Origin of the sequence: Marinomonas sp. SBI8L, assembly GCF_001624705.1 — a bacterium.
GTDB lineage: Bacteria > Pseudomonadota > Gammaproteobacteria > Pseudomonadales > Marinomonadaceae > Marinomonas.
This window is the reverse complement of record NZ_JSEO01000009.1, coordinates 111,061-135,379: the sequence shown is the minus strand read 5'-3', so window position 1 is coordinate 135,379 and position 24,319 is coordinate 111,061. Positions and strand designations below refer to the sequence as shown.

Genomic DNA, 24,319 nt, shown 5'->3' with positions numbered 1-24,319 from the left:
CACAATGAACTTATTGAGCTAGTTTATAGCTCAAGGTCCAAGTCAGAGGCTGAGGTAGTTTTTCAGACTCTATTGTTGCTGTGTACAGCATTTCATTTTCACTCACCATCTTCCACATATTAGTGCGAACACCCTTGTCACTGGTCAAGACAGTTGCAATAAAGTCATCGCCACGGTTAATAGTGCCAGTAAAAGTAGAACCATCTTGTTTAGTCACAGGCTGGTCTTTTGCGCTTGCTGCAAGTTCGAAAACTTCATCTTGGTTACACTGCCAAGAAAAGTTATTGTTTAAAGCCGCAAAGTTCCATGTATTACAGACTTGCGCTTGTTCCTTGAGTTTGGAACGGGCAATTTTACGAATAAAGAAGTTCATTTCTTGTACCACTTCTTCTACTGCCGTATCTAAAGTAGCTTGTGTGTTTTCAGCACCCTGTACTTGCCAAACACCTTCGATCATTTCTGCAGACGCAGACATGGATAAACTAGAGCCGATAATCAAGGCTGGTAAAATCGTTTTTTTCACATCTTTCCCCTTTTATTGTTTTTGTTGGTTTTAAGGTTATTGCTAACGTCATGCTAGAAGCTAATACGCTAAGTTCTACCCTAGTAAACAACATGATATAACCCAAAAGCAACAAAAACCTAAGTGATATAACTAATATGAGATATGTTTATATATTTTTATCCCTAATTCGACTCTCTCACAACAGATCAAAGGAAAAAAGGAAGATACAAAAAAAGCGCAAACTCTTCACAATTCGCGCTTTTTATCGACATATTGATTAATTATGTCTGATTTTTGATGAATTTTAGCAAATACTCGATGAATAAAATCACCTTGGCAAAGCTAAATAGAAAGCTTAATTACGTGTGTATGTGAGCTTCCATGTTAACGGCTTCGGAATCTTATCGGACTCAAGCGTAGTGGTATATTCAAGCTCATTTTCACTCACCATACGCCACAAGTTAGTTCGCTTACCACGCTCCGACTCCAAGATAGTAGCAACATATCTATCCCCTTCTTTATATGATCCAGTAATCAAACGACCATCATCACTCATGGTTTCTGTTTGATTAGCCGTTAACGCGAGTTCATTAGCTGGAATTTCATCACATTGCCAAAGGAAGCTTTCATCTGTGGTGGCTAGCATCCAAGAGTGGCAAACATGGGTTTCACGTTTAAGTACTGTTCGACCAATAGCACGGAACAAAAAGTTCATTTCTTGTACCACGCCCTCGATGGCTGAATCCAAGGTTTCCTGAGTATTGTTGCTGTCCTGCAAGGTCCACACCCCAGACAATGGCACTTCTGCCATGGTTGGCATAGAAATAACAGACGCTAGCATGACAGCAGGTAAAATAGGCTTTTTCACGATATTCCCTTTTTTTATTTTTGTTTAAGTTATTTGGGTTTATATGAATTTCCATGCCCCTAAGCACATTCAATTCATGCCTTTAAGTAAACACCATGTTATTACAATAAAGCAATATCACTTTGATTTTACATAACAAAAACAAATATCATGAATATCTAACCCTATTTACACATAAAGTAACCAAAGGCAGTAACAAGCGGATATAAAAAAGCCCTCTATATAGAGGGCTTAAAAGGCTATTTTTTAGCTTAATAACAATAATGCATTAGCGACGAGTCACAGCAAGTGCTGTTCCCATTCCACCACCAATACACAATGTCGCTAGACCTTTATCCACTTCACGCTTATGCATTTCATGAATCAAGGTCACTAAGATACGACAACCTGAGGCACCAATTGGGTGACCAAGAGCAATCGCGCCACCATTTACGTTGACCTTATCTGTATCCCAACCTAACTCACGGTTAACGCTAATAGCTTGCACGGCAAAAGCTTCGTTTGCTTCGATTAGGTCCAGATCTTCAATTTGCCATTGGGCTTTCTCAAGGCATTTACGGGTCGCAGTGATTGGCCCTGTGCCCATAATTTCTGGTGAAATACCCGTATTCGCATAACCAGAAATTTCCGCTAGGATAGGTAAACCCAGCGCTTTAGCTTTTTCTTCACTGGCAACAATCACCATAGCCGCACCATCATTAAGGCTAGAGGCATTACCCGCCGTTACTGTACCTTCTTTATCAAAGGCCGCTCTTAAGCTGGCTAGTTTTTCCAGTTTAGTATTCGGTTTAGGCTGTTCATCAAGAGAAACGATAATTGGATCTTTTTTACGCTGAGGAACAGAAATAGGCAGTATTTCCTCCGCAAATCGATTCACTTCCATTGCCGCACCTGCTTTTTGCTGTGATGCCACGGCAAAGGCATCTTGATCAGCACGAGAAATGTCATACTTTTTAGCAATATTCTCCGCTGTCACTCCCATGTGGTAATCGTTAAAGGCATCCCAAAGGCCATCTTTCACCATGCTGTCTTCCATGGCCCAGTTGCCCATTTTGCTACCATTACGACTATTAGGTAACACATGAGGTGCGTTGCTCATGCTTTCTTGGCCACCGGCAACTACAAGCTCTGCATCACCCGCCAAAATCGCCTGCGCTGCAAGTTGTACTGCTTTCAAGCCAGAACCACAGACCTTATTAATTGTCATGGCAGAGACAGATTCAGATAGGCCAGATTTAAGCGCAGTTTGACGTGCCGTATTTTGACCACAACCCGCCGTTAACACTTGTCCAAGTATCACTTCATCAATCTGATCTTTAGCGGCAGGTACTTTATCTAATAAGCCTGTCAGTAATTGGCTGCCTAGATCAACGGCTGAAAGACTCGCTAATCCACCACCAAATGCGCCTACGGGTGTACGTCCTGCTGCAACTATAACAAGCTTCATATTTTGCTCCTTCATTAATTCAAAAGTACGACTTTCTGATTACTTCTATGCCTAAACCAAGAAATAACTGAGTGATCAAAAAACACTCATCTTGCTAAGCCATTTCTTTGTAGCACAGTAATCAAGGCAAATTTATGAAACTTTGAATTTGCCTCTTAAAAAGCCGAGAGAAACGTCATGGGTCATGTTTTAGCACACTAGAAAGCGAATAATAATGGTGATAAAAAGCAGAAAAGGTAACAAAAAAGCCGCTAAAATCGTCAAATGCGCGATTTTTCTTAATTAGAGGGGAGTGGAAAAAATAAAGTCGGGTTCAGTTTGTTTAGCAAAAGAAAACAAAAAACGCCCGCTGACCATAAGAAAGCGAGCGTCTTATAAAGCCTAATTAAGGCTATTTTTCAAACAAGGCGTCACGCTGTGCTTGTAGGATTTCATTGATCCCTTTACGTGCAACTTTTAGCATGCCCATCATGTGCTCATCAGAGAAGGCTTCCCCTTCTGCTGTGCCCTGAATTTCGATAAAGCCACCTTTATCATTCATGATCACATTCATATCAGTTTCAGCATTTGAATCTTCTGGATAATCTAAATCCAGTACAGCCTCACCTTTGTAGACACCCACAGAGATAGCTGCAATTTGAGAGACAATCGGATTTTCCTTGATTTTCTTTTTCTCAACTAATTTTTTAACCGCGTCCGCTAAAGCAACAAAACCACCTGTGATAGAGGCAGTACGTGTACCACCATCTGCTTGAATCACATCGCAGTCGATTGTGATGGTATGTTCGCCTAGCTTTTTAAGGTCAACCGCAGCACGCAAAGAGCGGCCAATAAGACGTTGGATTTCTACTGTACGGCCAGTCTGTTTACCACGTGCCGCTTCACGATCAACACGACTATGGGTAGAACGTGGCAGCATGCCGTATTCTGCTGTTATCCAACCTTGACCCTTACCTTTTAAGAAACGAGGTACGCCAGGCACCAAGGTCGCTGTACAAATCACCTTAGTATCGCCACATTCAATTAATACGGAGCCTTCCGCGTGCTTAGTAAAATTGCGGGTAATTTTTAGATCACGTAACTGATCTACAGCTCGGCCACTTGGACGCATACTCATCTCTCACTTCAATTTGGAAAAGGCTAATTATAACTAAGCTCACATGGAATGTACTCATCTAAGCCAACAAATAAAGTATCAAATAAGCAGAATAAAACACCTTTTTATGCACGATTCTAACCCCTCTCTTAGCTGTTCCTAGAATCAGGCCTGAGTTACACTTAGGCACAATATTGAATCGACTTAAAACAATTGCAATGGATGAGATTATGACAGCAAGCATGACCGCCTTCTCCCGTCAGGAAGCCGTTTTCGACTGGGGCACAATAAGCTGGGAAATTCGCTCGGTAAATCAACGTTATCTTGAGCCGCACTTTCGCATGCCAGAAGGCTTTCGTGAGCTGGAATTCAATCTAAGGGATCAACTAAGAAAGCAGCTTACTCGCGGTAAAGTTGAGTGCCAACTGAGATTCCAAGCAATAGATAAAGCTTCTTCTGGCTTAAACATCAACGCGGATAATGCCCAGAGCCTAGCACAAGCATTACAAGCTCTGGCGCAACATATGCCTAACCTTGCCCAACCAACGGCACTGGACGTATTACAGTACCCGGGCATATTGGCAGACTCAGGTAACGACTTTGATACCATGAAAAAAGAAGTATTGGCGCTTTTCTCCGCTGGGGTAAAAGATCTAATCCAAGTTCGTTTGCGTGAAGGTAAAGCCTTAGAAGAAATGATCCACCAGCGCTTAGATGCTATCGATGCCATCGTCGTAGAAGTTCAGGCGAAATTGCCTGAAATCATCGCCGCGCAAAAGCAAAATCTATTGGATAAAATGGCCGACGCTAAACTAGAACTTGAGCCAACACGCGTTGAACAAGAGATTGTCATTGTGGCGCAAAAAGCCGATGTGGCCGAAGAACTCGACCGCCTTGCTGCTCACACCAAAGAAGTACGCCGTCAACTTAAACAAAAAGGCCCAATAGGCCGTCGTCTCGACTTCTTGATGCAAGAACTTAATCGCGAAGCCAATACCCTTTCTTCTAAATCTATTGTCATCGAAACCACCCAAAGCGCGGTAGAACTTAAGGTTCTGATCGAACAAATGCGTGAGCAGATTCAAAACATCGAATAGTTTCCTAGGTAGAAAGTTACCCGTTAAAACTAACAGTTGAGCGACGTGTTATAAAAAGCGAAATGTGAGGCAAAGACTGAAAGTAAAACTATCCCTTCTTTATCTAAAGAAAAATTAAAAATATAGTTTTACTTACGTATTAAACATTAAACGCCGATTCTTTTAAGATTTGCTCGGTTCGGCTGATCCCTAGCTGCTGAGCGACAACTTGCCATTGCTTAACCGCAATTAATACTTCATCGTAAATTTGCGTGGCTTGAGTTTGAGAAAGCCGAAAGAAGTCTTTCACATCAAAGGCTAGCTGGTAGTCTAAGGCATTGTCTGCATCTGTAATATTCAGATGTAGACCGTGCTTACCAACAATAGGGTTTAAGTCATAAGCTGGTGATAACTTCCAGCCATTTTTGGTCAATAAAAAACCATGGTTACGCAGGTGATCATCCGTGTTGGACACCGCAATATTAAACAGGATACGACGCCATAGTTGTGCTAAATCCGTTTCTGTTTGCGCCCCTTGAGTGGAAAGAAATTCAGCGATTTCCAAATAGCTAGCACCTTGGGATTGCTCTCCATCGTAGTATTGGAGTTGAGTCATAGCAGACGAAAAATGCAGCCGCTGCATTCCTTGTCGGTCAAAGCGTTTTGTTAAAAAAGTATGATGCTGTGATGAAAACAGCCTAATTTCACTAGGAAACATATCAACACCTGCAGCCAAAGCCAATTTATAGCAAACCATCTCCCATGCTCCCACATCGTGGGTATCGTTTAAATTGGGAAATTTAGCGATCCACAAGTGGCCTTGTTCATCTGTCACACAAGCCTTGGGTCTTGCACCGCCTAGTGATGAGCCAGGGGAAATCAGCATTTTCAACCAGCGGTAATACTCGTCACTGTCGATGTTATCGTCTTTTTCAATCTGCATTGCTGCGTGCTCTAGCTCTCGCAAAGAAGCCATTGGCGGCGCAGCAAACTCAGCGTTATCATCTAAGAACTCAGCCGAGCCTGCTCGCTTAAATCGAATACCACCCATCCGGTAAGAGTCGTGTACGCCCAGCAGGTAATCCAGCTCGTTTAATCGACTTGTTGCTCGAATGCCTTTGCGCGCCTCAATCGCCGCACGCCGCTGCATTAAAATACGTCCCCATCTATCAGGCGATGAATCAAGAAATGCACGAAAGTTTTTATCGGCTTCGTCGTTGTAGAGATCTCCTGAGTGAAGTGTCAGCATAGGATCGATTTGCAAGCGATATCTAGAAGTTAAAAATGCTTTATCGTAGGCAAAACTAAACACTCCACCTCGACTTGAATCACTGTAAGCAAGCTGTCCAATTAGCAAAGGTGCCTCAATTGGCTGCCAGTCGGCATAGACTTCGACGATTTCACGGCTCATCTTGAACCTTCCAGCAATTTTATGTTTTGCAGCTTGATACCCACTTCATCATGAGCAGCCATTTCTGTAAAGTTGCTTTCCATGCCAAGAACGGCCATCACTTTTAAGTAAGTGCCTATGGCAACGCCCGGATCACCTGCGAAGACTTTGTTCACGGTTTTATGATCAAAACCAGTACGTTCACACAGCAGCTTTTTTGTAAAACCACGTCGTTTCATCGCCAACAGCAAGTCTTCACCAAAATGCGTCAGGATTTTGCGCTGCTTTGGAAACAGTACATTGTGTAAGTTACGCTTAGCCATATTACCAACCAAAGGGACTATATTCCCATTATTGAACCATTGATGGGAATATAGTCCAACCTTGAATCTCAAGCAACTCCAATAAGTTGAATATGGAACTATATTCCCATTATTGAAAGTAAAATAGGATTAATATCCTACATAAGCACATTCAGAATATTGAGTGATTGTTAGCATAAATGAACTTCAAAGATTTCACTTTTGTCATTACGACCTTGTCATTCCCACCCCACTTTTCCTAAATAAGAAGCGCCTGAAAGAGCGGCTCCTAAACCTGCTTTTCTTGCCTTTTATCTATCATGGCTAACATAGATAGACCTGCAGCTAAGAGCCAGAACAAGGGGCCTAACCCACCAGGAACAAGTGAAATATAGCCAGGTACTAGCATGGTGAGGATAAAGCCAATATCACCAGCACTTACTACCACCCAATTGAGCCAGTGCCCTATTCTTTGGTTGTTCCAAATGTACTTAACGCCAACAAACGTTCCGAAGCATGCAAAGAAAAGTATGTTCCAAGCATCTTGTAGAATACGGCCTTGTATCACACTCTCTTCAAGGGTTTTACCTAGCGAATAAACTTCGTAAGCAGCAAAAAGGTGCAACAGCCCCCAAATAACATAAGTAATTGTGGCTAAACGCGCGAATAGCATCCTATCTTCCTATAATCAAAGTAACGACTTACCAAACAAAGACGCAGAATGAAGGATGACCCCATTCTGCGTGCTTGTTTTACGGCTTTTATCAGGTATATATCTTTTAATGATATATCTGAATCACTTGGTTTTAGTTTTCACCGTGGAAGGCTTTAGACACGGCATAACTATCTTCGAACCAGTTCCAATTCTTCACCTTGCCATCTTCGACCTGTACTCGTACTGCCCAGCTAAACTTGCCAGTATCTTTGCCAGATTCGTTAGCAATAGCACTCATGGTGCCCATAAAGACAGCTTGATCACCATTAGCAAAACTATAATCCGTCGACCAACTTGTTACTTTTAAGCCTGCGCCAAAGTGAGGAAGGAAGGAATCAAATACAATGTTTTTACCTTCCCAATTACCAATCCAAGGGATACTTGAGTCACCTTCGTTATGCCAAACAAAATCATCTGTCATAAGAGCATCTAGCTTTTTCATATCACCTGACCCTGCAGCCCATAAAAATGCCTGAGCCGTTTCCAGTGTCTTAGCAGAATCTGCTTTTTTATAAGTATCAGAGCCCGCTGAGGCTGATGAAACCTGAAAAAAGGCAAGCAGGCTGAATAGCGCAATAAACGTCTGTTTGTTAAACATGGTGTGTCTCCAAATGAGCTTTCGTGGTTGTTGTAATTACTATACCTGTGCTAATTTTTATATAAATTCATCAATTAAACACATTGGATATGCATGAATGCACAGCATTAGATGGGGCGATTTACAATATGTTCTGACCGTTGCCAATGAAGGTTCTGTCGCTGCGGCGGCAAGGTCATTGGGCGTTAACCACAGCACAGTACTTCGCCGAATCAATGCATTCGAATACAGGCACAAATTACAGCTTTTTCATAAGTTGCCAAATGGCTATAAGCTGACAGCAGAAGGGCAAGAGTTACTTGATTCTGCCCTCTCAATAGAAACAACAGTGAAGGCCTTAGAGCGTAAAATCTTCGGTCAAGAAATGAAGTTGGAAGGCGTCATCAGGTTAACCACCACAGATGCGCTGCTAAGGTTGGTTTTAGCCAAACACCTAGCGAGTTTTCATAGGTTATATCCTAAAATACAGTTAGAGCTTAATGTCACCTCACGCTTATTAGATCTGTCACATCTAGATGCCGATGTTGCAATTAGACCTGCCAATACCTTGCCCGAGTCGGTTAAAGCCACCAAGTTATGCAAGATTGCTTTTGGTGTTTATGGCGACCCTAACTACCTCAATAGCCTCCAAGGCAAACAGCCATTGAAATCCGCTCAATGGTTAGGCAGAACACCCGCCATAATCCAAAGAAGCGCAAATCACATCATTTCTGAAGCCATTCCTAAAGAACAAATTATTCTCAAAGCGGACTCTTACGAGCCACTTATGATTGCTGCGGAGCAAGGTATAGGGCTGGCCTATATGCCTTGTTTCATCGGGGATTCATCTCAAAAACTACAAAAGGTAGATATAGAAATGGAACACAAGGGCACTGATTTATGGATGATGACACATAGCGACCTTGAGCACTCAGCTAGGGTTAAAGCCTTCTTTGACTTTATGGAAGAAGAGATTAAATCAGACCATAATCGCTTAGCCGGCCTGAATAAATCTAAAACCAAGCTTTAACTTTTGCCCCCAATAAAAAGAGCGAATCCGGCCGGGCTAAAATGTATCTATCTGATTGTCTAAGAGGAAACAGACGCCTGTCTGACAAAAAACTATTTAGCCTGTCAAAAACATTATTTAAATTCTAAATAACCATTATCTCCAGATTAAATTGCGCAAGGTTATGCCTGTGTTAACCTCCCTCGAATCGAGAATAATTCTTATTCGTAACCTTTTTGCCTCCATTGAGCCAACGGAAAACACTATGACATTAACAACCAAGCTGCTAACCGCTGCAACCTCTATCCTGCTTGCAATTGGCTCCTCCAGTGTCCTTGCTAAAACCTACCAACACGACATGGGTAAAGTAACGCTAGATAATACTCCTGAACGAATCGTTGTACTGGGATTTTCAAGTCTGGATTACCTCAATACGCTTGGTGTCGCACCTGTTGGCCTTCCTAAGCAAAATATTCCGCCTTACTTAAGTCAATATGCTTCTGATAAATACGCCAACACAGGTGGCCTAAAGGAAGTAAATTACGAGACCTTGTTTGAACTAAAACCTGACTTGATTATTGCTGAGGCTCGCCTAGGTAAAAGCTATAAAGACCTTACTGAAATCGCGCCTACCTATATGTTAGATATCGACACGAAAGATTACTGGGCTAGCACCAAACAGCACTGGCAAACCTTGGGTGATATTCTGGATAAAGAACAAGAAGCGAGCCAGCTAATTAACAATGTAGAAAAGCGTATTGAGCATTTAAATGCTCAAGTATCTCAACAGAGTGTTAAGGCTCTGACTGTGATGAATAGTGGTAATAATGTATCCATGTTTGGACCTGTCAGCCGCTTTTCTTTTATCTATCAAGAAGCAGGTTTTAAAGCCAGCAAATCACAAAAGGTGTCATCTAAACCACGTCGACACGGTGATTTAATTTCATTTGAATATATTGCTGATGCTAAACCAGAAGTCTTGCTGATTATGGATCGCGAACAAGCAATAGGTATGAGCACAGGTAAAGCAAAAACCTTATTTAACAATAATTTGGTTAACGCAACCCCTGCGGCTAAAAATGGTCAAATCATCTACTTGGATCCAGCGGCTTGGTATTTAGCACCAGGTGGTTATGAATCAACATTGACCATGATTAATGATCTTACTAAAGCAATAAACAAGTAGGTTACCTCAGTTGGCATAGCCAGATTGCTATGCCAACTCTTATGCTATGAAAGTCCCTCATATTCTCACCATTGGCCTGTTATTAAGCCTTGCTTGTGCTTCATTATTTATCGGTGTGGCAGAGCTCTCTTTTGCTAACCTTAGTGACCCACACAGCTTAGATATCCTTTTTACCAGTCGTATACCTAGATTGTTAGCCATTATCCTTGCAGGCGCTGGGCTCAGCATTGCAGGCTTAATCATGCAGCAGGTTGTACAAAACCGTTTTGCGGCCCCTTCCACCACAGGCACGATTGACTGGGCCATGTTTGGTTATATTGTGGCGCTAATTCTCTTTGCAGGCAGTGCTAACTGGGTTCACCTCGCCAGCATTTTTACCTTTTCCCTAGTGGGAACCGTTATTTTTGTACGCTTCCTACAGCATCTAAAATTCAAAAATACCGTCTTAGTTCCCTTAATTGGCATTATGTACGGCAACCTTGTGTCTTCAATGACAACCTTTATTGCCTACAAGTATGACTTGGTACAAACACTAGGATCCTGGACAGTCGCAAACTTCGCTTCTGTGTTAAAAGGCAATTATGAGTTTCTATACCTAGCTTTACCTGTGTCTATCCTTGCCTATTTATATGCTCATAAATTTAGTGCGGCCAGTGTAGGGGAAAGCTTTGCTAAGAACATAGGTATCAACTATCAAAAAGTAGTGCTGATCGGTGTAGTGTTGGTAGCCATACTCTCTTCTTCTGTCGTCATGATAGTGGGCATGCTGCCCTTCCTTGGCCTTATTGTCCCTAATCTGGTGTCTCTTTTTATCGGTGACAATATGCGCCGTAACCTACCTTGGGTTGCTTTTACCGGTGTCATTCTGGTGCTGATCTGCGACATATTAGGGAGAATCATCGTTTTCCCTTATGAAATTCCAATCTCAATTATCATTAGTATATTTGGCGGAGCAGTCTTTATTCATCTGATTTTAAAGGATAAATCCAATGCATGATTCGGCAAAATTACTGGCTCTTGCTGTCGTAGCCTTGCTTCTAAGCTCGCTGTTTATTGGAAAAGGACTAACACCAGAAAACTATCAGTTTTTTCTATCACGTCGGATCCCCAAGCTAATTGCGATTCTGTTAGCCGCTATGGCGATTGCGTCATCCTCCATAGTGTTTCAGACCATCACTAATAACCGTATTTTGACACCTTCAATTTTAGGTTTTGACTCTCTCTATGTGATGATTCAAGTGCTTTTAATCGTGATATTTGGCGGCAGCAGTGTCTTTGTTATCAATAGTGAAATGAATTTTCTGTTAGCAACAAGCATTATGCTCGTTAGTGCGATGACCCTCTTTGGCTTTTATTTTAAAAAGCACAAAAGAAACATTTTCACCCTACTCTTAATCGGCATAGTGCTTGGAAGTCTCTTCCAAAGTGTTACAAGCTTTTTCACCATGATCATTGATCCAAATGAGTTCGCTTACATACAGGATTCCATGTTCGCAAGTTTTAATAATGTAAATAAAGACTTGGTCTACTGGTGCATCATGCCATTGCTCATCTGTGGCGCCTGCTTATTTCGCCTTGCCCATAAACTCGATGTCCTTTGGTTAGGCGCAGACAATGCAACGAGTTTGGGAGTAAACACTCACAAACTAACTATGCAGGTGATTTTTCTTGTCACCCTAATGGTATCGATTGCTACCGCACTTATTGGCCCTATTCTCTTTTTTGGCTTGGTCGTCGTTGCCCTAACTCGACAAGTTTTTACTCGCTATCAACACAGTTTTCTCATGCTAGCCGGATCTGTTATCTCAATCATTGTTCTCGTTGGCGGGCAATGGATAGTCGAGCACCTCTTAAACTTTGAAACGACCATCAGTGTCATCATCAACTTCTTCGGTGGCAGTTACTTTTTATTGTTACTGATGAAACAGAAGTTAAATTAAGGTAAGCCTCTCATGATACGTATTAGTGGTTTAAGTAAAAAATATAATGAAAAGTATGTGGTAAAAAATGCATCCGCCCTTTTCCCCCTAAGTAAAGTGACCAGTGTTATTGGTCCTAATGGCGCAGGGAAAAGCACACTCCTTTCTATGGCCAGTCGATTAACCGAATCTGATGCCGGTAATGTCGTGATTGCAGATAAAGCACTAGAGCAATGGAGCAGTGAAGCACTTGCCAAAAAACTGGCGGTGCTGCGTCAGTCTAATAATATCAATATGCGCTTTACCGTGAGAGAGCTAGTTTCATTTGGCCGCTTCCCTCACTCTAAAGGCCGCTTAACCCCTAAAGATAATGAATTGATAGACAGGGCATTACATCATCTTGAGATCACTCATTTGCAAGATAGGTATATTGATCAGTTATCAGGAGGCCAAAGACAAATGGCGTTTATCGCTATGGTAGTTGCCCAAGATACTGACTATATCTTCTTAGATGAGCCATTAAACAATCTGGATATAAAACATTCAGTGGACATTATGTCGATTCTTAGAAAGCTTGCTGAGAAACATAATAAAGCTGTCGTCATTGTCATTCATGATATCAATTTCGCCTCAGCCTATTCAGACAATATTCTTGCTATGAAGCAGGGAGAAATCATTAAAAGCGGCCGTGTTGAAGAGGTTATCAAACCAGACATATTAGAAGGCATTTACGGTATCCCCTTTAATGTTCAGAAAATAGATGGGAATTTAACTGCACTTTACTACCGTTCAAACTAATCGTTTAGGGGTTAGATAATTACCACTCATTCGCTCAGATTTACCTATAGGTAAATGGCAAGTTAAGTATTATTTAAGCACTAGGGTCACTGAATTCTAATCACTAAACAGGAATAGAAACCATGAAAATAGCCGTTACTGCAGCCAGCGGACAATTAGGGGCAGCTATCGTAGAAGCCTGTGTTGAGTTGCTTTCAAGTAAGCATATTGTTGGCCTTGCACGAACAGTTGAAAAAGCTAAGCATCTTGGCGTAGAAGTTCGCCCTGGGGATTACAGTAAACCCGATGAGCTCGCCCAGTCACTTGTATCTATCGATGTGCTGCTATTGGTATCTGGTATGGATGCACCGGATGAGCGTATTCATCAGCACAGGAATATTATTGAGGCGGCTAAGAAAGCTGGGGTAAAGAAGATTGTCTATACCAGTGTGCAAGGTGCTGAAGAAGGTACTGCTTTCTCTCCTGTTATTCAGAGCAATCGACAAACAGAACAAGATATACGTGAGAGTGGGCTTGAATGGGTCATTGGTCGTAACGGTATCTATATCGAACCAGATGTTGAATACATAGAGAGCTATAAGCAAGCAGGAGGTATTTATAACTGTGCTGGTGAAGGCAAATGCGGCTATACCAACCGTGCGGAGTTAGGCTATGCCTATGCGCGTATGTTGACGGAGGATAAGCACAATGGGCAAACATACAATTTGCATGGTCAGTCCCTCACTCAACAACAACTTGCTGAATACATGAATAAAGCATTTGATACTAAGCTTGCTTATCATGCAGTTTCATTTGATGAGTTTCGCCAAGAAAGAATGGCGGAATTGGGTGATTTTATTGGCAATGTTATTGCTGGCATTTACCAAGGTATCAAAGAAGGTAAATCAGATAACCCTAGCCAGTTTGAACAGGCAGCAGGTCGCAAGCACCAAAGTTGGGATGATTACTTCTCAACATTCGTCTCATAAACTCACTCGCACTTTACCTAGGATAAACCTGGTTTAGCCTAGGTAGCTTGATTGAACACAACAGACAAAGGCTTTTTAAAAAGCGTCGTTTTTTCGAAATGGGTAAACTTTCTATAATTAAGTGAATTATAGTTCATTAATACAAATGATTATTATACGCATATACGTTATTATGCATATAATCAAAGAGAAAGCCTAAAGCAGTTGTCTATTCAATGAACCTGAACCAACTTGACCTCAATTCACTTCTGGTACTGAAACAGCTATTGGAAGAGAAACATGTGACTAATACCGCCCTTACTCTAAATATTAGTCAGCCTACTGTCAGCCGATCTCTTTATAAGCTACGCAAGCTGTTTGATGATCCATTACTGGTTAGAACAACAACGGGGTATGAGCTGACACCCAAAGCAGAGTTTATTAAGCAAGAACTGAATAAGCTGCTTGGCCATTTAGATAACCTCATTAATGGGCAAGATTTTGAGGCCGAAAGTAGCAAGAAAACGGTCAAGCTTTTCGCTTTACCTCCTCAAATGGAAACCTTTGGCACCAAGATTGTCGAACGTATTCGTCATGAAGCCCCTAATATGGAGATTGATTTAGATTGTATTCCCAAGCCTCACTTTTCGACTCTGATTTCAGGTGATGTTCATTTTGTAATATCCCCGCTTAAGCCTCCATCTTCAGAACAAGACATCTATATGTCACGCCTTTATAGCCAAGAGTTCAGGCTCATCATGAGCAAAAAACACCCGCTAGCTAATCAAGAGCTAACACCAGAGAATTTGGTGGAATGCCATTTTGGTCAAATTTCCCTTCAAGGGGACAAGCAACTCACCATTGAACCACGTTTTAAAAACCTAGGTATTCTTGATGGACAAAAGAAGCTTTCAGCTCCTATTCGCTTAAACAGTTTCTCATCTGCTGCTGCCATTGCAGAAGTGACCGACACTATCTTTCACTTGCCTACTAATTATGCAAAAGCCATGTGTGAAAAGCATGACCTTATTGCTCGTGAAGTACCAGATGCGCTCAAAAATCAAACTTATCTAGACACTTATTTATACTGGCATAAACGCCATAATAATGACCCTATGTGTCGCTGGGTACGATCTTTAATTAAGGATATTGCATCCACTTGGGTTGGTTCAACAGAGACATCATTACATATGTAAATAATAATAATTCGCATCTGTCATGGCGAATAAATTGAACTTTGCACCGTACAAACATCTAATGATAACCATTCTTAACAACGAGATTGAATGGTTAAACTATGTCACACGCACTACCCTTCGAACGTAAACCCTTAGCAATAATTATCAGCACACTTTTATCTAGCTTCTCTCTTTCAACCTTCGCCGATGATGTTAATAACCTTGATACGATTCAGGTTTGGGGGACTAAAATTAGCAGCGCTACCTCATTGCTAACTGAAGATATTGAAACAAAACAAGCCGACCACATGAGCGACCTACTTAGAGATCAACCCGGTGTCGATATTGGTGGCTCCCACCCTCTCAACCAGTCTGTTTCCATTCGCGGTGTGAGTGAACTAGACCTCAACATTTCTATAGATGGCGTAAACCAAAGTAACAATGTTTTCCACCATGTGGGGAATCTACTTTTAAACCCAGATATTATTAAAGCTGTCGACCTTCAGGTGGGTAATAACTCTGTTATCAATGGTGGCCTTGGCGGTGGCATTGCATTTGAAACTAAGGATGCCAAAGATCTACTAAAAGAAGGCAGTAACTTCGGCGCTCGCCTATTTGGTGGTATCGCCAGTAATGACTATCACAACTACTCAGGGACAGTTTACTCTCAGGTTGATGAACTCGATTTCATGGCTTACTACAGTGTAATGGACCGTGACAATTTTGAAGACGGTGGTGGTGTTAAGCAAATAGGACAAGAAGGTAAATTACAGAATTATTTGTTTAAAACAGGTTGGGATATTAATGACTCCAATCGCCTAGTACTAAGCTACGACTATTACGAAGATGAAGGTGACTACAGGCTAAAATCTAACCTTGGTGTTGATTACGATGCTCACGTTGTTTATCCCATTAGCTATAGCCGCGAAACCCTCTCTCTTACCCATGAGCTATCTCTCACCAATACAGAGGTTCACTCTACCTTTTATAGTAATGAGATGAACTACAACCCTATCATGGATGGCGTCGATAACGAGGCAATTACAGATAATCTAGGTCTTAAGGTACTCGCGGAAACAGACTTTGAAACGGGCGATATCTTCCATGTTGCACGTTATGGTATTGAAGGCATTGATCAAGAGTCCGATGCGTATCAAAACGATCAGCACCGTTCAGGCTATAACGAGAAAACGACCACTTATTCCCTTTATCTAGAAGATGAAATGGAATTAGTAGAAGGTTTCTTCCTGACCCCTGGTGTGCGCTATGATCACCATGAAATGGATACCAACTCATCGGATGACACCTTCACAGAAACCAGTTTTGCCCTAGCATCTAAGTATGTGATGACAGATCAATGGACTGTGCGTGCCAGTGCTACTGAGTTATTTAAAGGCCCTCAAGTGCCAGGTTCTTTTATCCAAACGCCAGATGTTAAGACAGAAAACTTAAAAGCAGAAACAGGTATCAACTATGAAGTTGGCGCCTCTTTTGAAGATCAGCAATTTGCTGGGTTAGATTCTTTCGGCTTCTCTGTCACCCTGTTTCAAACCCAAATCAATGATTACATCGATGATACCGAAACCGGAAAATCAGGTATTCAGAACAAGGGAGACGTTGAGATTCAAGGTGTCGAGGTCTCTATGAATGGCCGCCTTGGTAATGTTTCAAGCCGTCTAACCTATACGCACACAGATTCTGAATACACAGATGTAAATGAAGACTTTGTGGCCCGTAACCGAACCAGTGCTGCGGTATTAGGTGAATCCCTTGAAGACAGTGCGGGTGATAGCATTTCTTTGAACATTGGCTATGCAATACCTCACATGGATTTAACAGCAAACTGGACTAGCATGGTAACGCTAGATTTAGATGCGGATAATGCTGAAGACTTAGATAAAGACGGTTACTCAGTCCACAATATTTCTTTGCAATGGATTCCCGCTAATGCTGAAGGTCTAACAGTCACTGCTGGTATAGAAAACATGTTTGATGAACGTTACTTCTCTCATGCTTCTTACTCAGATCCTGAATTTGGGATCGACTATGAATCAGGTCGTAATTTCAAGTTAACAGCAGCATACAGTCTGTAATTTAGATCCCCGTTAATCTAAACGCAGAATAGAAAGGTCTGAGAGTGTTTTCAAACAGCTCTCAGGCCTTTCACTCGTATTAGAGCTCTCGTTTTAACGCATGAATAATCTCTTCGTACATGGCATCCACAGCCGTTGAGGATTTAGACTTTTTACTGCGTACTAACTCAACTTCCATTGTCGGTAATTGAGGCAATCCATTTTGGCTACCCAAGACTTTTAATTTAGGCGTTAGACTGCATTTGGTGAGCACAGCAACCGCGATTCCACTTAAGGCAACAGCCACTTGTCCTGAGGTACTCGGGCTTTGATACACAATTCGATACGGCGTATTTTGGCTCTCTAAACGCGCTAATACGGTTTCTCTGATATGGCTACTTTCTTCGTGAGTTGCTAACGGCAAAGGGTCTTTCTCCCACACTTTATATTCTTCTGCAGCGACCCAATACACCTCTTCTAAAAAGAGTAATTCTCCACGAGTCACCTTATCTCTTGTGACAAGGGCGATGTCTATCTCACCGGCTTCAACCTTAGGTATTAAGGCACCTGTGTGCTCACAGGTTAAGGTAATCTCAGCACTAGGGTGGCGAATGGCAAAAGCCCTTAATACAGGCGCAAGATACGCATTAGCATAGTCATCTGGAACACCCAAATGGATACGACCTCTTACCCCTTCTCCTCGGGTAAGCTCTAGTGCCTGTGATTGTATTTCCAGCATTTTACGGGCATAGCCAATTAAGTCTTTTCCTGTTGGTGTCAGCGTTAAACTTCTCGCATTACGCTCTAATACGGGTTTACCAATCACATTTTCTAACTTTTTAATCTGCATGCTAACGGCTGACTGGGATCTATGAACTTGCCGTGCAGCCCCGGATAACGTGCCAGCATCAACGGCAGCCACAAAAGCTTTTAGCCAATCAATCTGTAAATCCTGCATTGCCATAATCATTCACTCTAATCATTTCATCTATTCGAAAATCGAATTTTTACTAGGTAAATTATTCGTTTTTATAATCCTAAAGACCTACTTATAGTTTATCAACCCAGTTCATACCGAATGAGAAGTAGATAGAAGCCCCTTATGTCAGAACATCAAGCATACCAATCAAATCAAGCTACCTTGCTAATGGCATCAGGCGGTTTGTTATTAGGTACCATAGGCATTTTTGTTGCCAATACAGGACAATCTCCATTAGCCATTGTCTTCTATCGCTGCCTTTTTGGTTGCCTCGCCCTACTTGCTTGGGCTTATTTCTCAGGCAAGATAAATGAATTAAAACTCTCTAAGAAGCAGATTAAATACGTCAGTATCATCGGTGTCTTTATGGTGATTATTTGGAGCCTTTATTTCTATTCCTTACGCCTAATCCCCATAGGAATTTCGACCTTGGTATTCCATATTCAGGCGTTTTGGGTACTGATTTTAGGCGCCGTTTTCTTTAAGGAGAAGATCACCCTAAGATCCTGCTTTATCCTCACTTTAGCTCTCTTAGGGCTTGCCTTAAGCACAGGTTTATTAAATGGCAGTAGCGCAGGGTTTGGCCTTTCAAGTGCCTTTTTAAAAGGCATAGGCATATGTATTTTAGGTTCATTTTTCTACGCTGTGACAACCTTAATTGCCAAACTCAATACTGGTATTTCTTCTTTATCCCTAACATGGTGGCAATGTGCTGTTGGTGTTTTAATCACGGCTTGGGTACCGTTTTTAAAAGGCTGGCCGCTTGAAGTTTCTGCTTGGGCGTGGTTAATCGGTATCGGAGTAATTCACAGCGGCCTTGCCTTCACCTTGATTTACCAAGGTATCAGCCGCTTATCCACCAGCCGAATTGCCGTATTACAATTCGTTTATCCTGGTACCGCTATACTGATTGATTGGGCTGTTTATGATCATGCATTAAGTTTCATGCAATGGGTCGGTGTAATGCTTATTGCCTATGCATTATGGGCTTTGCGGAAAGCCTAAAGATTAAAGCTAGCCGATGATACTTGCACCTAATCTCGCCTTAACAAAATCAATAAAACACCTGACTTTTAAAGGCACATAACGACTTTGAGGATAAATCATATTAAGGGGAATACTATCACTCGTATACTTAGGCAGGACCTTTATTAATCTCCCTGTTTTGAGATGTTTTTCCACCATCCAGATTGGCACTTGCGTAATCCCAGCCCCAGCAAGCGCTAAGGTTAAATTAGTATCACCACTGTTACTTCGAAAAGAACCGGAAACCGGTATGGCAATATCTTTTCCTGCATAGTGGAAATGCCAATTATTCAACGTTTTTCTAAGAGTGAAGGTAATGCAGTTATGTTGTTTTAAATCTTCTGGTACTTGTGGTTCACCCTGTAAAGCAAGATATTCAGGCGCAGCAACAAGGATTAAAGGGTTATCAAAAAGCGGCAATGCAATAAGACTAGAGTCTTCTAACTTACGTGCACGGATAGCAATATCAACACCCTCAACAATAAGGTCGATATGGCGCTCTTCCAGCAGCATATCGATTTCAATATCTGGATACTCCTGAAGAAATTCTACGATTAAAGGCGCTAGAATTAACTTTCCTAAAGACACAGACGAAGCGATACGCAATACACCTGAGGGAGAGCTGACTTTGGACCTTACCTTGGCTTCCACCTCATCAAGCTCGGCCAGCATAACAAGACAGTGCTCATAGTACTCAGCACCTGCTTGGGTTAACGCCTGCTCTCTACTAGTACGAGAGAGTAACTTAACGCCTAGCTGCTTTTCTAATGCTGCGACCTTCTTACTTATGCTGGCTTGAGAAACACCTTGCTCTCTACCTGCCGCCGAAAAACTACCTGTCTGAATCACACGAACAAAGGTGCGCATCGCATTTAGTTGGTCCATACAAGTCTTACCCTCTCGCTTTAGATAAAGTGCATGTTAGTGAATTTCTATACCCAAATCACCATAGATTTCACCAATAAAAACAAAACCTATTCCATTTTAGAATAGATAATATGCACTTTAGCTAGGTTATCCTCAGCTTTTATCCGCCTTATTATCCTACCAAGATTAAAATCTTCCGCCCCTAAAGGCGTATTTAATAAAAGATTAAACATGATTAAAAGTTGAGGTTTTATATGGCTTACACACCAAAATTAGCAGCAGGAGATACGTTTCCGACTGTCACGGCAAAATTATTAGATGGCTCAAGTATTGAATTAGGCAAACCTCATAGTGGGGCTGATTGGCAGATGTTAGTCGTTTATCGCGGTAGATATTGCCCTATGTGCACTAGCTACCTTAACCAGCTAGAAGAGCATAAAACGGCTTTGGGAAATCTTGGCGTCAGTGTTGTGGCCGTTTCCACAGATACAGAAGCACGCTTAAAAGAACATATGCAGGAATTTGATGTGAGTTTTCCAGTTGCTTATGGTCTGACAGAAGAACAAATGCAGACCTTAGGACTTTACATTTCCAACCCAAGAGAAGGTTTGGAGTGTGATTACAAATTCGCAGAGCCTGGCCTTTTTGTGATTAATGAAGAAGGTAAGATACAAACGCTAGATATCTCTAACGCCCCATTTTTGCGACCTGAATTAAGCGTATTAGTCGGTGGCTTAGGCTTTATCCGTAATCCAGAAAACAATTACCCCATTCGTGGTACAGCCTCTTACAAATAAACGTCTAAGCGCCTATTCACTAGGCGCTTTTCCTGCATACCTAGTATTTATCTTTTACAACAGCTTAAAAATTCAATACCTATTCACCATATATGGTGATTCAACTTAGCCTCCTCCTTGATAACTTTGCGCCTCAAATAATTCCCTAACCAAAGACTTCAATGAAGACATTAACTCTGACTCGTTTAACTCTGCTAGTTCATGCGACTTGCTTCGCATATGGTCTAATCATCATGCTAAGCAGCCTGCACAGTTTTCAAAGTGAGAACCTATTTAACTTTAATATAATCAACACCTTAATATTAAGTTCAGCATTAAATATTGATTTTAATTTTTTAATCTACTTGGTTTATAGCGGCAGCATTTTTATCTTGAGCGGCACATTATTTTTTCTTTCAAAAAGTAAATCGATCACGCTTGCAATCGCCACACTGGCTACAGGCAGTATTTGGACAAGTTTCTTGCTACTTAATGGCGGCATAGCGATTGGGTTAACACAACAAGCCACTGAGATACCTTCATTCAACACCCTCAATAACAATCAAGTCTGGCACACCTTTGAAGTCATGCTAAATATTGCGGCGAAAGGAAATGAGATTATCGGTGCTATATGGGTTCTACTGGTTGCTCTCCTATTGCCTTCAAACAATGTTAGTTTAAAAGTAACTAAACTTATCACTAGCCTCATTGTTGTTATCTCAGCTTGTGCTTATTTTGAACGAAGTGAACTCTTTTCGAGTTTATTTGATTTACTATTGATTCTTTGGTTCTTATGTATGTATTTTTCATTTCCATATGCATATAAATATTGGAAATCAAATTCTTAACCTTATTGTTAAGTCGATTTAGTTAAGAGAGAAACATCACTATATTTTTATTTAACTTGCTATCACTCTAAACTAAAAAACAACCAATCAGTAACATCTCATAAGTAAGCAAAGAGCATAAAACAAATAAGGGATTAAGCATGATTATTAAAACCAAATTGTATAGTCCATCGCCTAAAGCAGACTTTGTTAAACGCATTGCATTAATTGAGCAGCTTAACCAAGCGAAGAACAATAAATTAACCATAGTTTCAGCTCCAGCGGGGTTTGGGAAGTCACACTTAGTTGCCTCTTGGTGTAAAGAAGTTAAGCCAAAATATGCTTGGCTTTCTCTCGATCTCAATGACAATAATCCTGACATTTTTTTAGCTTATTTAGTGGCAGCAATTCGATCAGTAGATGCTAATTTAGCGGAAGATGCTTGGCATATGACACAAGGGAAAGAAGAGAAAGATGCAGGTATCATACTCACCTCTCTTGTCAATGAACTGGCCTATTACCCAGAAGATTTACATCTCATTCTAGATGATTATCACTTAATCCAATCAGAACAAATTGATAAGATCATCTCTCAATTACTTGAACTCTCACCTAATAATTTTCATTTACTTCTCATCACTCGTATAGACCCTAATTTACCCCTAGCAAAATATCGCGCCCAAGGTGAATTACAAGAACTACGTGCTGCCGATTTACGATTCTGTGATGATGAAGCAAACGCATTTTTTAACCTTCCGACAAATATAAGCCTAAGTGATAGATGTACACGACTGGCAAATAAAAACACTGAAGGTTGGATTGTAGGCTTACAGTTATCTGCACTTGCCCTGCGTGGTCAGTCAAACCCTGATGCCACTATTTCACGCTTTCGTGGAACTCACACTTACATACTGGATTATCTAACGGAAGAAGTCCTTACTAAGCTCCCTGAAGAGATTCGCAGATTTCTCTTTGATACCTATTTATTATCTGAATTTAATGCTGAACTCTGCGATTATGTATTAGACATACAAGATAGTGCTCAACATATTGCCTACCTTGAACAGCACAATATTTTTATCATCTCTCTCGATGATGAGAGAGTTTGGTTTCGATACCATCACTTATTTGCTGATGTACTCAAAGTACATGCGAAACAATCTGAGCAGCACAATCAAGCCTTACATTGGCGAGCAGCACTATGGTTTGCAGAGCAAGGCAGACTCATTGAAGCGGTAAAACATGGCTTTTTAGCAGATAACACACGCCAAGTAGTATCTCTAGTTGAAAAACATTGGCCTTCGCAAAGGGTCTACCATCATGACTCTCAGCTCATTGCTTGGCTTAAAGATGTCAGCATTTCCCTTTTACAAGATCATCCAGTGTTATCCGGTTATTACGGTTTAGCCTTACTTTCTCATGACCCCGAAAAAGGTATGTACCTGCTTGATAGCACTAGACGAGCATTAGCTGAATCTAAAATGAACCTAAACGAAGCAGAGAGCACCACTTATGGCATAGTAAATATTGGAGAAGCTTATATACATGCAGCACAAAACAATATTGATGAAGTGCTAGAAAGAGCCCGCACCGCTTTTGAGAACCTAAATCCAGACGAAGCTGTTTGGCGAGGATCGGCTAAAGCGCTTGAAGGGATAGCCTTATGGCAAGCGGGCCAAATTCAAGATGCTCGAAAAAGCTTAAACTCCGCCGTTACCAATATGGATCGTTCAAAAGATACTAGCGCCCAAATTACAAGTCGCTTTTTACTTGCCGATTTCTATTACCAATTCGGTTGGCTCAATCAGGCTAAGCATACAATCGAATCAGCAATCGCTATTGCGGATACTTGCCATGGTTACACGATCGAAGGTAGTGCAGATGCCTATCTATTATTAGCTGAAATTGAGTTCGAACAAGGGAGCATTGATAAGGCGAATATTAATTTAGATATTGCAAATCAGTTTGGTGAAAGAGGCTCAATGCCAGAAACAAGATACAGATATCCTTTGCTTTCTGGACGAATCGCAAATTTGAATGGAAAGTTTGATAGCGCGCTCCAGCTCTTTAATGAGGCAGAGAACTTATTTCATCAAAGCCCAGCCCCTTGCCATAGACCGCCAGTATTTTGGAAAGATGTTCTTTATTTAAATCAAGGCAATAACATTAAGGTAAAAAAAGAGCCATCTGCAAGCTTAGCGCTACACATGAACAGCCACGCTTACTTACCTTACTTGCTTGCATCTCTAGAGTCAGTTGAACAAGTAGAAGCCATTTTTTCGAGCGAAGAAACGCTAGATAGCACGCCTAGAAGCTTCTACATTAAATTGCTAATAGAGGCGATTAGTCACGATTTAAAAGGTAATACAGAACAGGCCAAAGCGTCTTTAAAAACAATTCTTACCGAGCTAAGTGAGCATCAAGACAAGGTCTGGATCAATGAAGTTAATGTATTAAAGCACTTCTTTGAAAGGCATCACTTGATACCTAAAACTCGAATCCCTTCAATTGTTAAACAAGATTTAGTGGAACCGCTGAGCACTAAGGAAAAAGAAGTTTTAAATTGGCTTGATTCAGAGTTAACAGGACCACAAATCGCCTCACGCTTATTTGTTAGTCTCAATACATTAAGAACCCATACAAAAAACATATATTCAAAGCTAGACGTAAATAATCGTCGTGCGGCGATTAATAAAGCAAAATCACTTGGTTATCTTAATGAGAATACGCTGAACTCTATCGAGTAATTTTGATGAAAT

At 41.2% G+C, this 24,319-nt stretch carries 23 protein-coding genes; 13 read left to right on the top strand and 10 right to left on the bottom strand.

Going from position 1 to position 24,319, the window contains the following annotated elements:
* Nucleotides 1-10: 10 nt before the first annotated feature.
* The 4 genes from OA91_RS14765 to rph all read right to left on the bottom strand — a co-directional run bounded on the left by OA91_RS14765 (nucleotide 11) and on the right by rph (nucleotide 3,931).
* A complete protein-coding gene (locus OA91_RS14765) occupies nucleotides 11-523 on the bottom strand; it encodes a hypothetical protein (RefSeq protein ID WP_046015323.1) in 513 nt (170 codons plus the stop codon).
* Between the two features lie 337 nt (nucleotides 524-860).
* A complete protein-coding gene (locus OA91_RS14760) occupies nucleotides 861-1,373 on the bottom strand; it encodes a hypothetical protein (RefSeq protein WP_046015324.1) in 513 nt (170 codons plus the stop codon).
* A 268-nt stretch (nucleotides 1,374-1,641) separates the two neighbouring features.
* On the bottom strand, nucleotides 1,642-2,820 hold the full coding sequence (locus tag OA91_RS14755; protein ID WP_046015325.1) for an acetyl-CoA C-acetyltransferase: 1,179 nt from the start codon (nucleotides 2,818-2,820) through the stop codon (nucleotides 1,642-1,644).
* 391 nt (nucleotides 2,821-3,211) lie between these two features.
* Nucleotides 3,212-3,931 (bottom strand): ribonuclease PH, encoded by a 720-nt coding sequence (gene rph, locus OA91_RS14750; RefSeq protein ID WP_063339047.1) that lies wholly within the window; start codon nucleotides 3,929-3,931, stop codon nucleotides 3,212-3,214.
* A 215-nt stretch (nucleotides 3,932-4,146) separates the two neighbouring features.
* On the opposite strand from rph, the gene OA91_RS14745 reads away from it, so the two are divergent.
* Complete coding sequence (locus OA91_RS14745; RefSeq protein WP_063339046.1) at nucleotides 4,147-5,013, top strand: YicC/YloC family endoribonuclease; 867 nt, start codon at nucleotides 4,147-4,149, stop codon at nucleotides 5,011-5,013.
* 139 nt (nucleotides 5,014-5,152) lie between these two features.
* Here the strand turns inward: OA91_RS14745 and OA91_RS14740 are convergent, their stop codons facing one another.
* The 4 genes from OA91_RS14740 to OA91_RS14725 all read right to left on the bottom strand — a co-directional run bounded on the left by OA91_RS14740 (nucleotide 5,153) and on the right by OA91_RS14725 (nucleotide 7,997).
* A complete protein-coding gene (locus tag OA91_RS14740) occupies nucleotides 5,153-6,403 on the bottom strand; it encodes a type II toxin-antitoxin system HipA family toxin (RefSeq protein WP_063339045.1) in 1,251 nt (416 codons plus the stop codon).
* The gene (locus OA91_RS14735) at nucleotides 6,400-6,705 is read right to left on the bottom strand and encodes a helix-turn-helix domain-containing protein (protein ID WP_063339044.1); all 306 of its coding nucleotides are present in this window, start codon (nucleotides 6,703-6,705) and stop codon (nucleotides 6,400-6,402) included. The genes OA91_RS14740 and OA91_RS14735 overlap by 4 nt, the downstream gene beginning before the upstream one ends.
* A 268-nt stretch (nucleotides 6,706-6,973) precedes the next feature.
* Nucleotides 6,974-7,357 carry a hypothetical protein gene (locus OA91_RS14730; RefSeq protein ID WP_063339043.1) on the bottom strand — a complete coding sequence of 128 codons (384 nt, stop codon included), beginning with the start codon at nucleotides 7,355-7,357 and terminating at the stop codon, nucleotides 6,974-6,976.
* 133 nt (nucleotides 7,358-7,490) lie between these two features.
* Nucleotides 7,491-7,997, bottom strand: coding sequence for a nuclear transport factor 2 family protein (locus tag OA91_RS14725; protein WP_082827959.1), 507 nt, complete (start codon nucleotides 7,995-7,997; stop codon nucleotides 7,491-7,493).
* A 97-nt stretch (nucleotides 7,998-8,094) separates the two neighbouring features.
* On the opposite strand from OA91_RS14725, the gene OA91_RS14720 reads away from it, so the two are divergent.
* The 8 genes from OA91_RS14720 (at nucleotide 8,095) to OA91_RS14685 (ending at nucleotide 17,106) form a co-directional block, all read left to right on the top strand.
* Complete coding sequence (locus tag OA91_RS14720) at nucleotides 8,095-9,006, top strand: LysR family transcriptional regulator (protein WP_063339042.1); 912 nt, start codon at nucleotides 8,095-8,097, stop codon at nucleotides 9,004-9,006.
* A gap of 244 nt (nucleotides 9,007-9,250) precedes the next feature.
* On the top strand, nucleotides 9,251-10,171 hold the full coding sequence (locus OA91_RS14715; RefSeq protein ID WP_063339041.1) for a siderophore ABC transporter substrate-binding protein: 921 nt from the start codon (nucleotides 9,251-9,253) through the stop codon (nucleotides 10,169-10,171).
* A gap of 46 nt (nucleotides 10,172-10,217) precedes the next feature.
* The gene (locus OA91_RS14710) at nucleotides 10,218-11,168 is read left to right on the top strand and encodes an ABC transporter permease (RefSeq protein WP_063339040.1); all 951 of its coding nucleotides are present in this window, start codon (nucleotides 10,218-10,220) and stop codon (nucleotides 11,166-11,168) included.
* A complete protein-coding gene (locus OA91_RS14705) occupies nucleotides 11,161-12,111 on the top strand; it encodes an iron chelate uptake ABC transporter family permease subunit (RefSeq protein WP_063339039.1) in 951 nt (316 codons plus the stop codon). The genes OA91_RS14710 and OA91_RS14705 overlap by 8 nt, the downstream gene beginning before the upstream one ends.
* 12 nt (nucleotides 12,112-12,123) lie before the next feature.
* Nucleotides 12,124-12,888, top strand: a complete 765-nt coding sequence (locus OA91_RS14700) for an iron ABC transporter ATP-binding protein (RefSeq protein ID WP_063339038.1) — start codon at nucleotides 12,124-12,126, stop codon at nucleotides 12,886-12,888.
* Nucleotides 12,889-13,010: 122 nt separating this feature from the next.
* The gene (locus tag OA91_RS14695) at nucleotides 13,011-13,856 is read left to right on the top strand and encodes an SDR family oxidoreductase (RefSeq protein WP_063339037.1); all 846 of its coding nucleotides are present in this window, start codon (nucleotides 13,011-13,013) and stop codon (nucleotides 13,854-13,856) included.
* Between the two features lie 215 nt (nucleotides 13,857-14,071).
* On the top strand, nucleotides 14,072-15,031 hold the full coding sequence (locus OA91_RS14690) for a LysR family transcriptional regulator (protein WP_063339036.1): 960 nt from the start codon (nucleotides 14,072-14,074) through the stop codon (nucleotides 15,029-15,031).
* Between the two features lie 101 nt (nucleotides 15,032-15,132).
* Nucleotides 15,133-17,106 (top strand): TonB-dependent receptor domain-containing protein, encoded by a 1,974-nt coding sequence (locus tag OA91_RS14685; protein ID WP_063339035.1) that lies wholly within the window; start codon nucleotides 15,133-15,135, stop codon nucleotides 17,104-17,106.
* A gap of 79 nt (nucleotides 17,107-17,185) precedes the next feature.
* Here OA91_RS14685 and OA91_RS14680 read toward each other — a convergent pair whose 3' ends face one another.
* Nucleotides 17,186-18,049: a LysR family transcriptional regulator gene (locus OA91_RS14680; RefSeq protein ID WP_063339034.1), complete on the bottom strand. Its 864-nt coding sequence runs from the start codon at nucleotides 18,047-18,049 to the stop codon at nucleotides 17,186-17,188.
* Nucleotides 18,050-18,187: 138 nt separating this feature from the next.
* On the opposite strand from OA91_RS14680, the gene OA91_RS14675 reads away from it, so the two are divergent.
* Nucleotides 18,188-19,069: a DMT family transporter gene (locus OA91_RS14675; protein ID WP_063339033.1), complete on the top strand. Its 882-nt coding sequence runs from the start codon at nucleotides 18,188-18,190 to the stop codon at nucleotides 19,067-19,069.
* A gap of 9 nt (nucleotides 19,070-19,078) precedes the next feature.
* Here the strand turns inward: OA91_RS14675 and OA91_RS14670 are convergent, their stop codons facing one another.
* Nucleotides 19,079-19,975, bottom strand: a complete 897-nt coding sequence (locus tag OA91_RS14670) for a LysR family transcriptional regulator (protein ID WP_063339032.1) — start codon at nucleotides 19,973-19,975, stop codon at nucleotides 19,079-19,081.
* A gap of 236 nt (nucleotides 19,976-20,211) precedes the next feature.
* Here OA91_RS14670 and OA91_RS14665 point away from each other — a divergent pair, with 236 nt between their 5' ends.
* The 3 genes from OA91_RS14665 (at nucleotide 20,212) to OA91_RS14655 (ending at nucleotide 24,307) form a co-directional block, all read left to right on the top strand.
* On the top strand, nucleotides 20,212-20,754 hold the full coding sequence (locus tag OA91_RS14665; RefSeq protein ID WP_063339031.1) for a peroxiredoxin-like family protein: 543 nt from the start codon (nucleotides 20,212-20,214) through the stop codon (nucleotides 20,752-20,754).
* 161 nt (nucleotides 20,755-20,915) lie between these two features.
* Nucleotides 20,916-21,581, top strand: a complete 666-nt coding sequence (locus OA91_RS14660) for a hypothetical protein (protein WP_063339030.1) — start codon at nucleotides 20,916-20,918, stop codon at nucleotides 21,579-21,581.
* 140 nt (nucleotides 21,582-21,721) lie between these two features.
* Nucleotides 21,722-24,307, top strand: a complete 2,586-nt coding sequence (locus tag OA91_RS14655; RefSeq protein WP_063339029.1) for a LuxR C-terminal-related transcriptional regulator — start codon at nucleotides 21,722-21,724, stop codon at nucleotides 24,305-24,307.
* Nucleotides 24,308-24,319 lie beyond the last annotated feature (12 nt).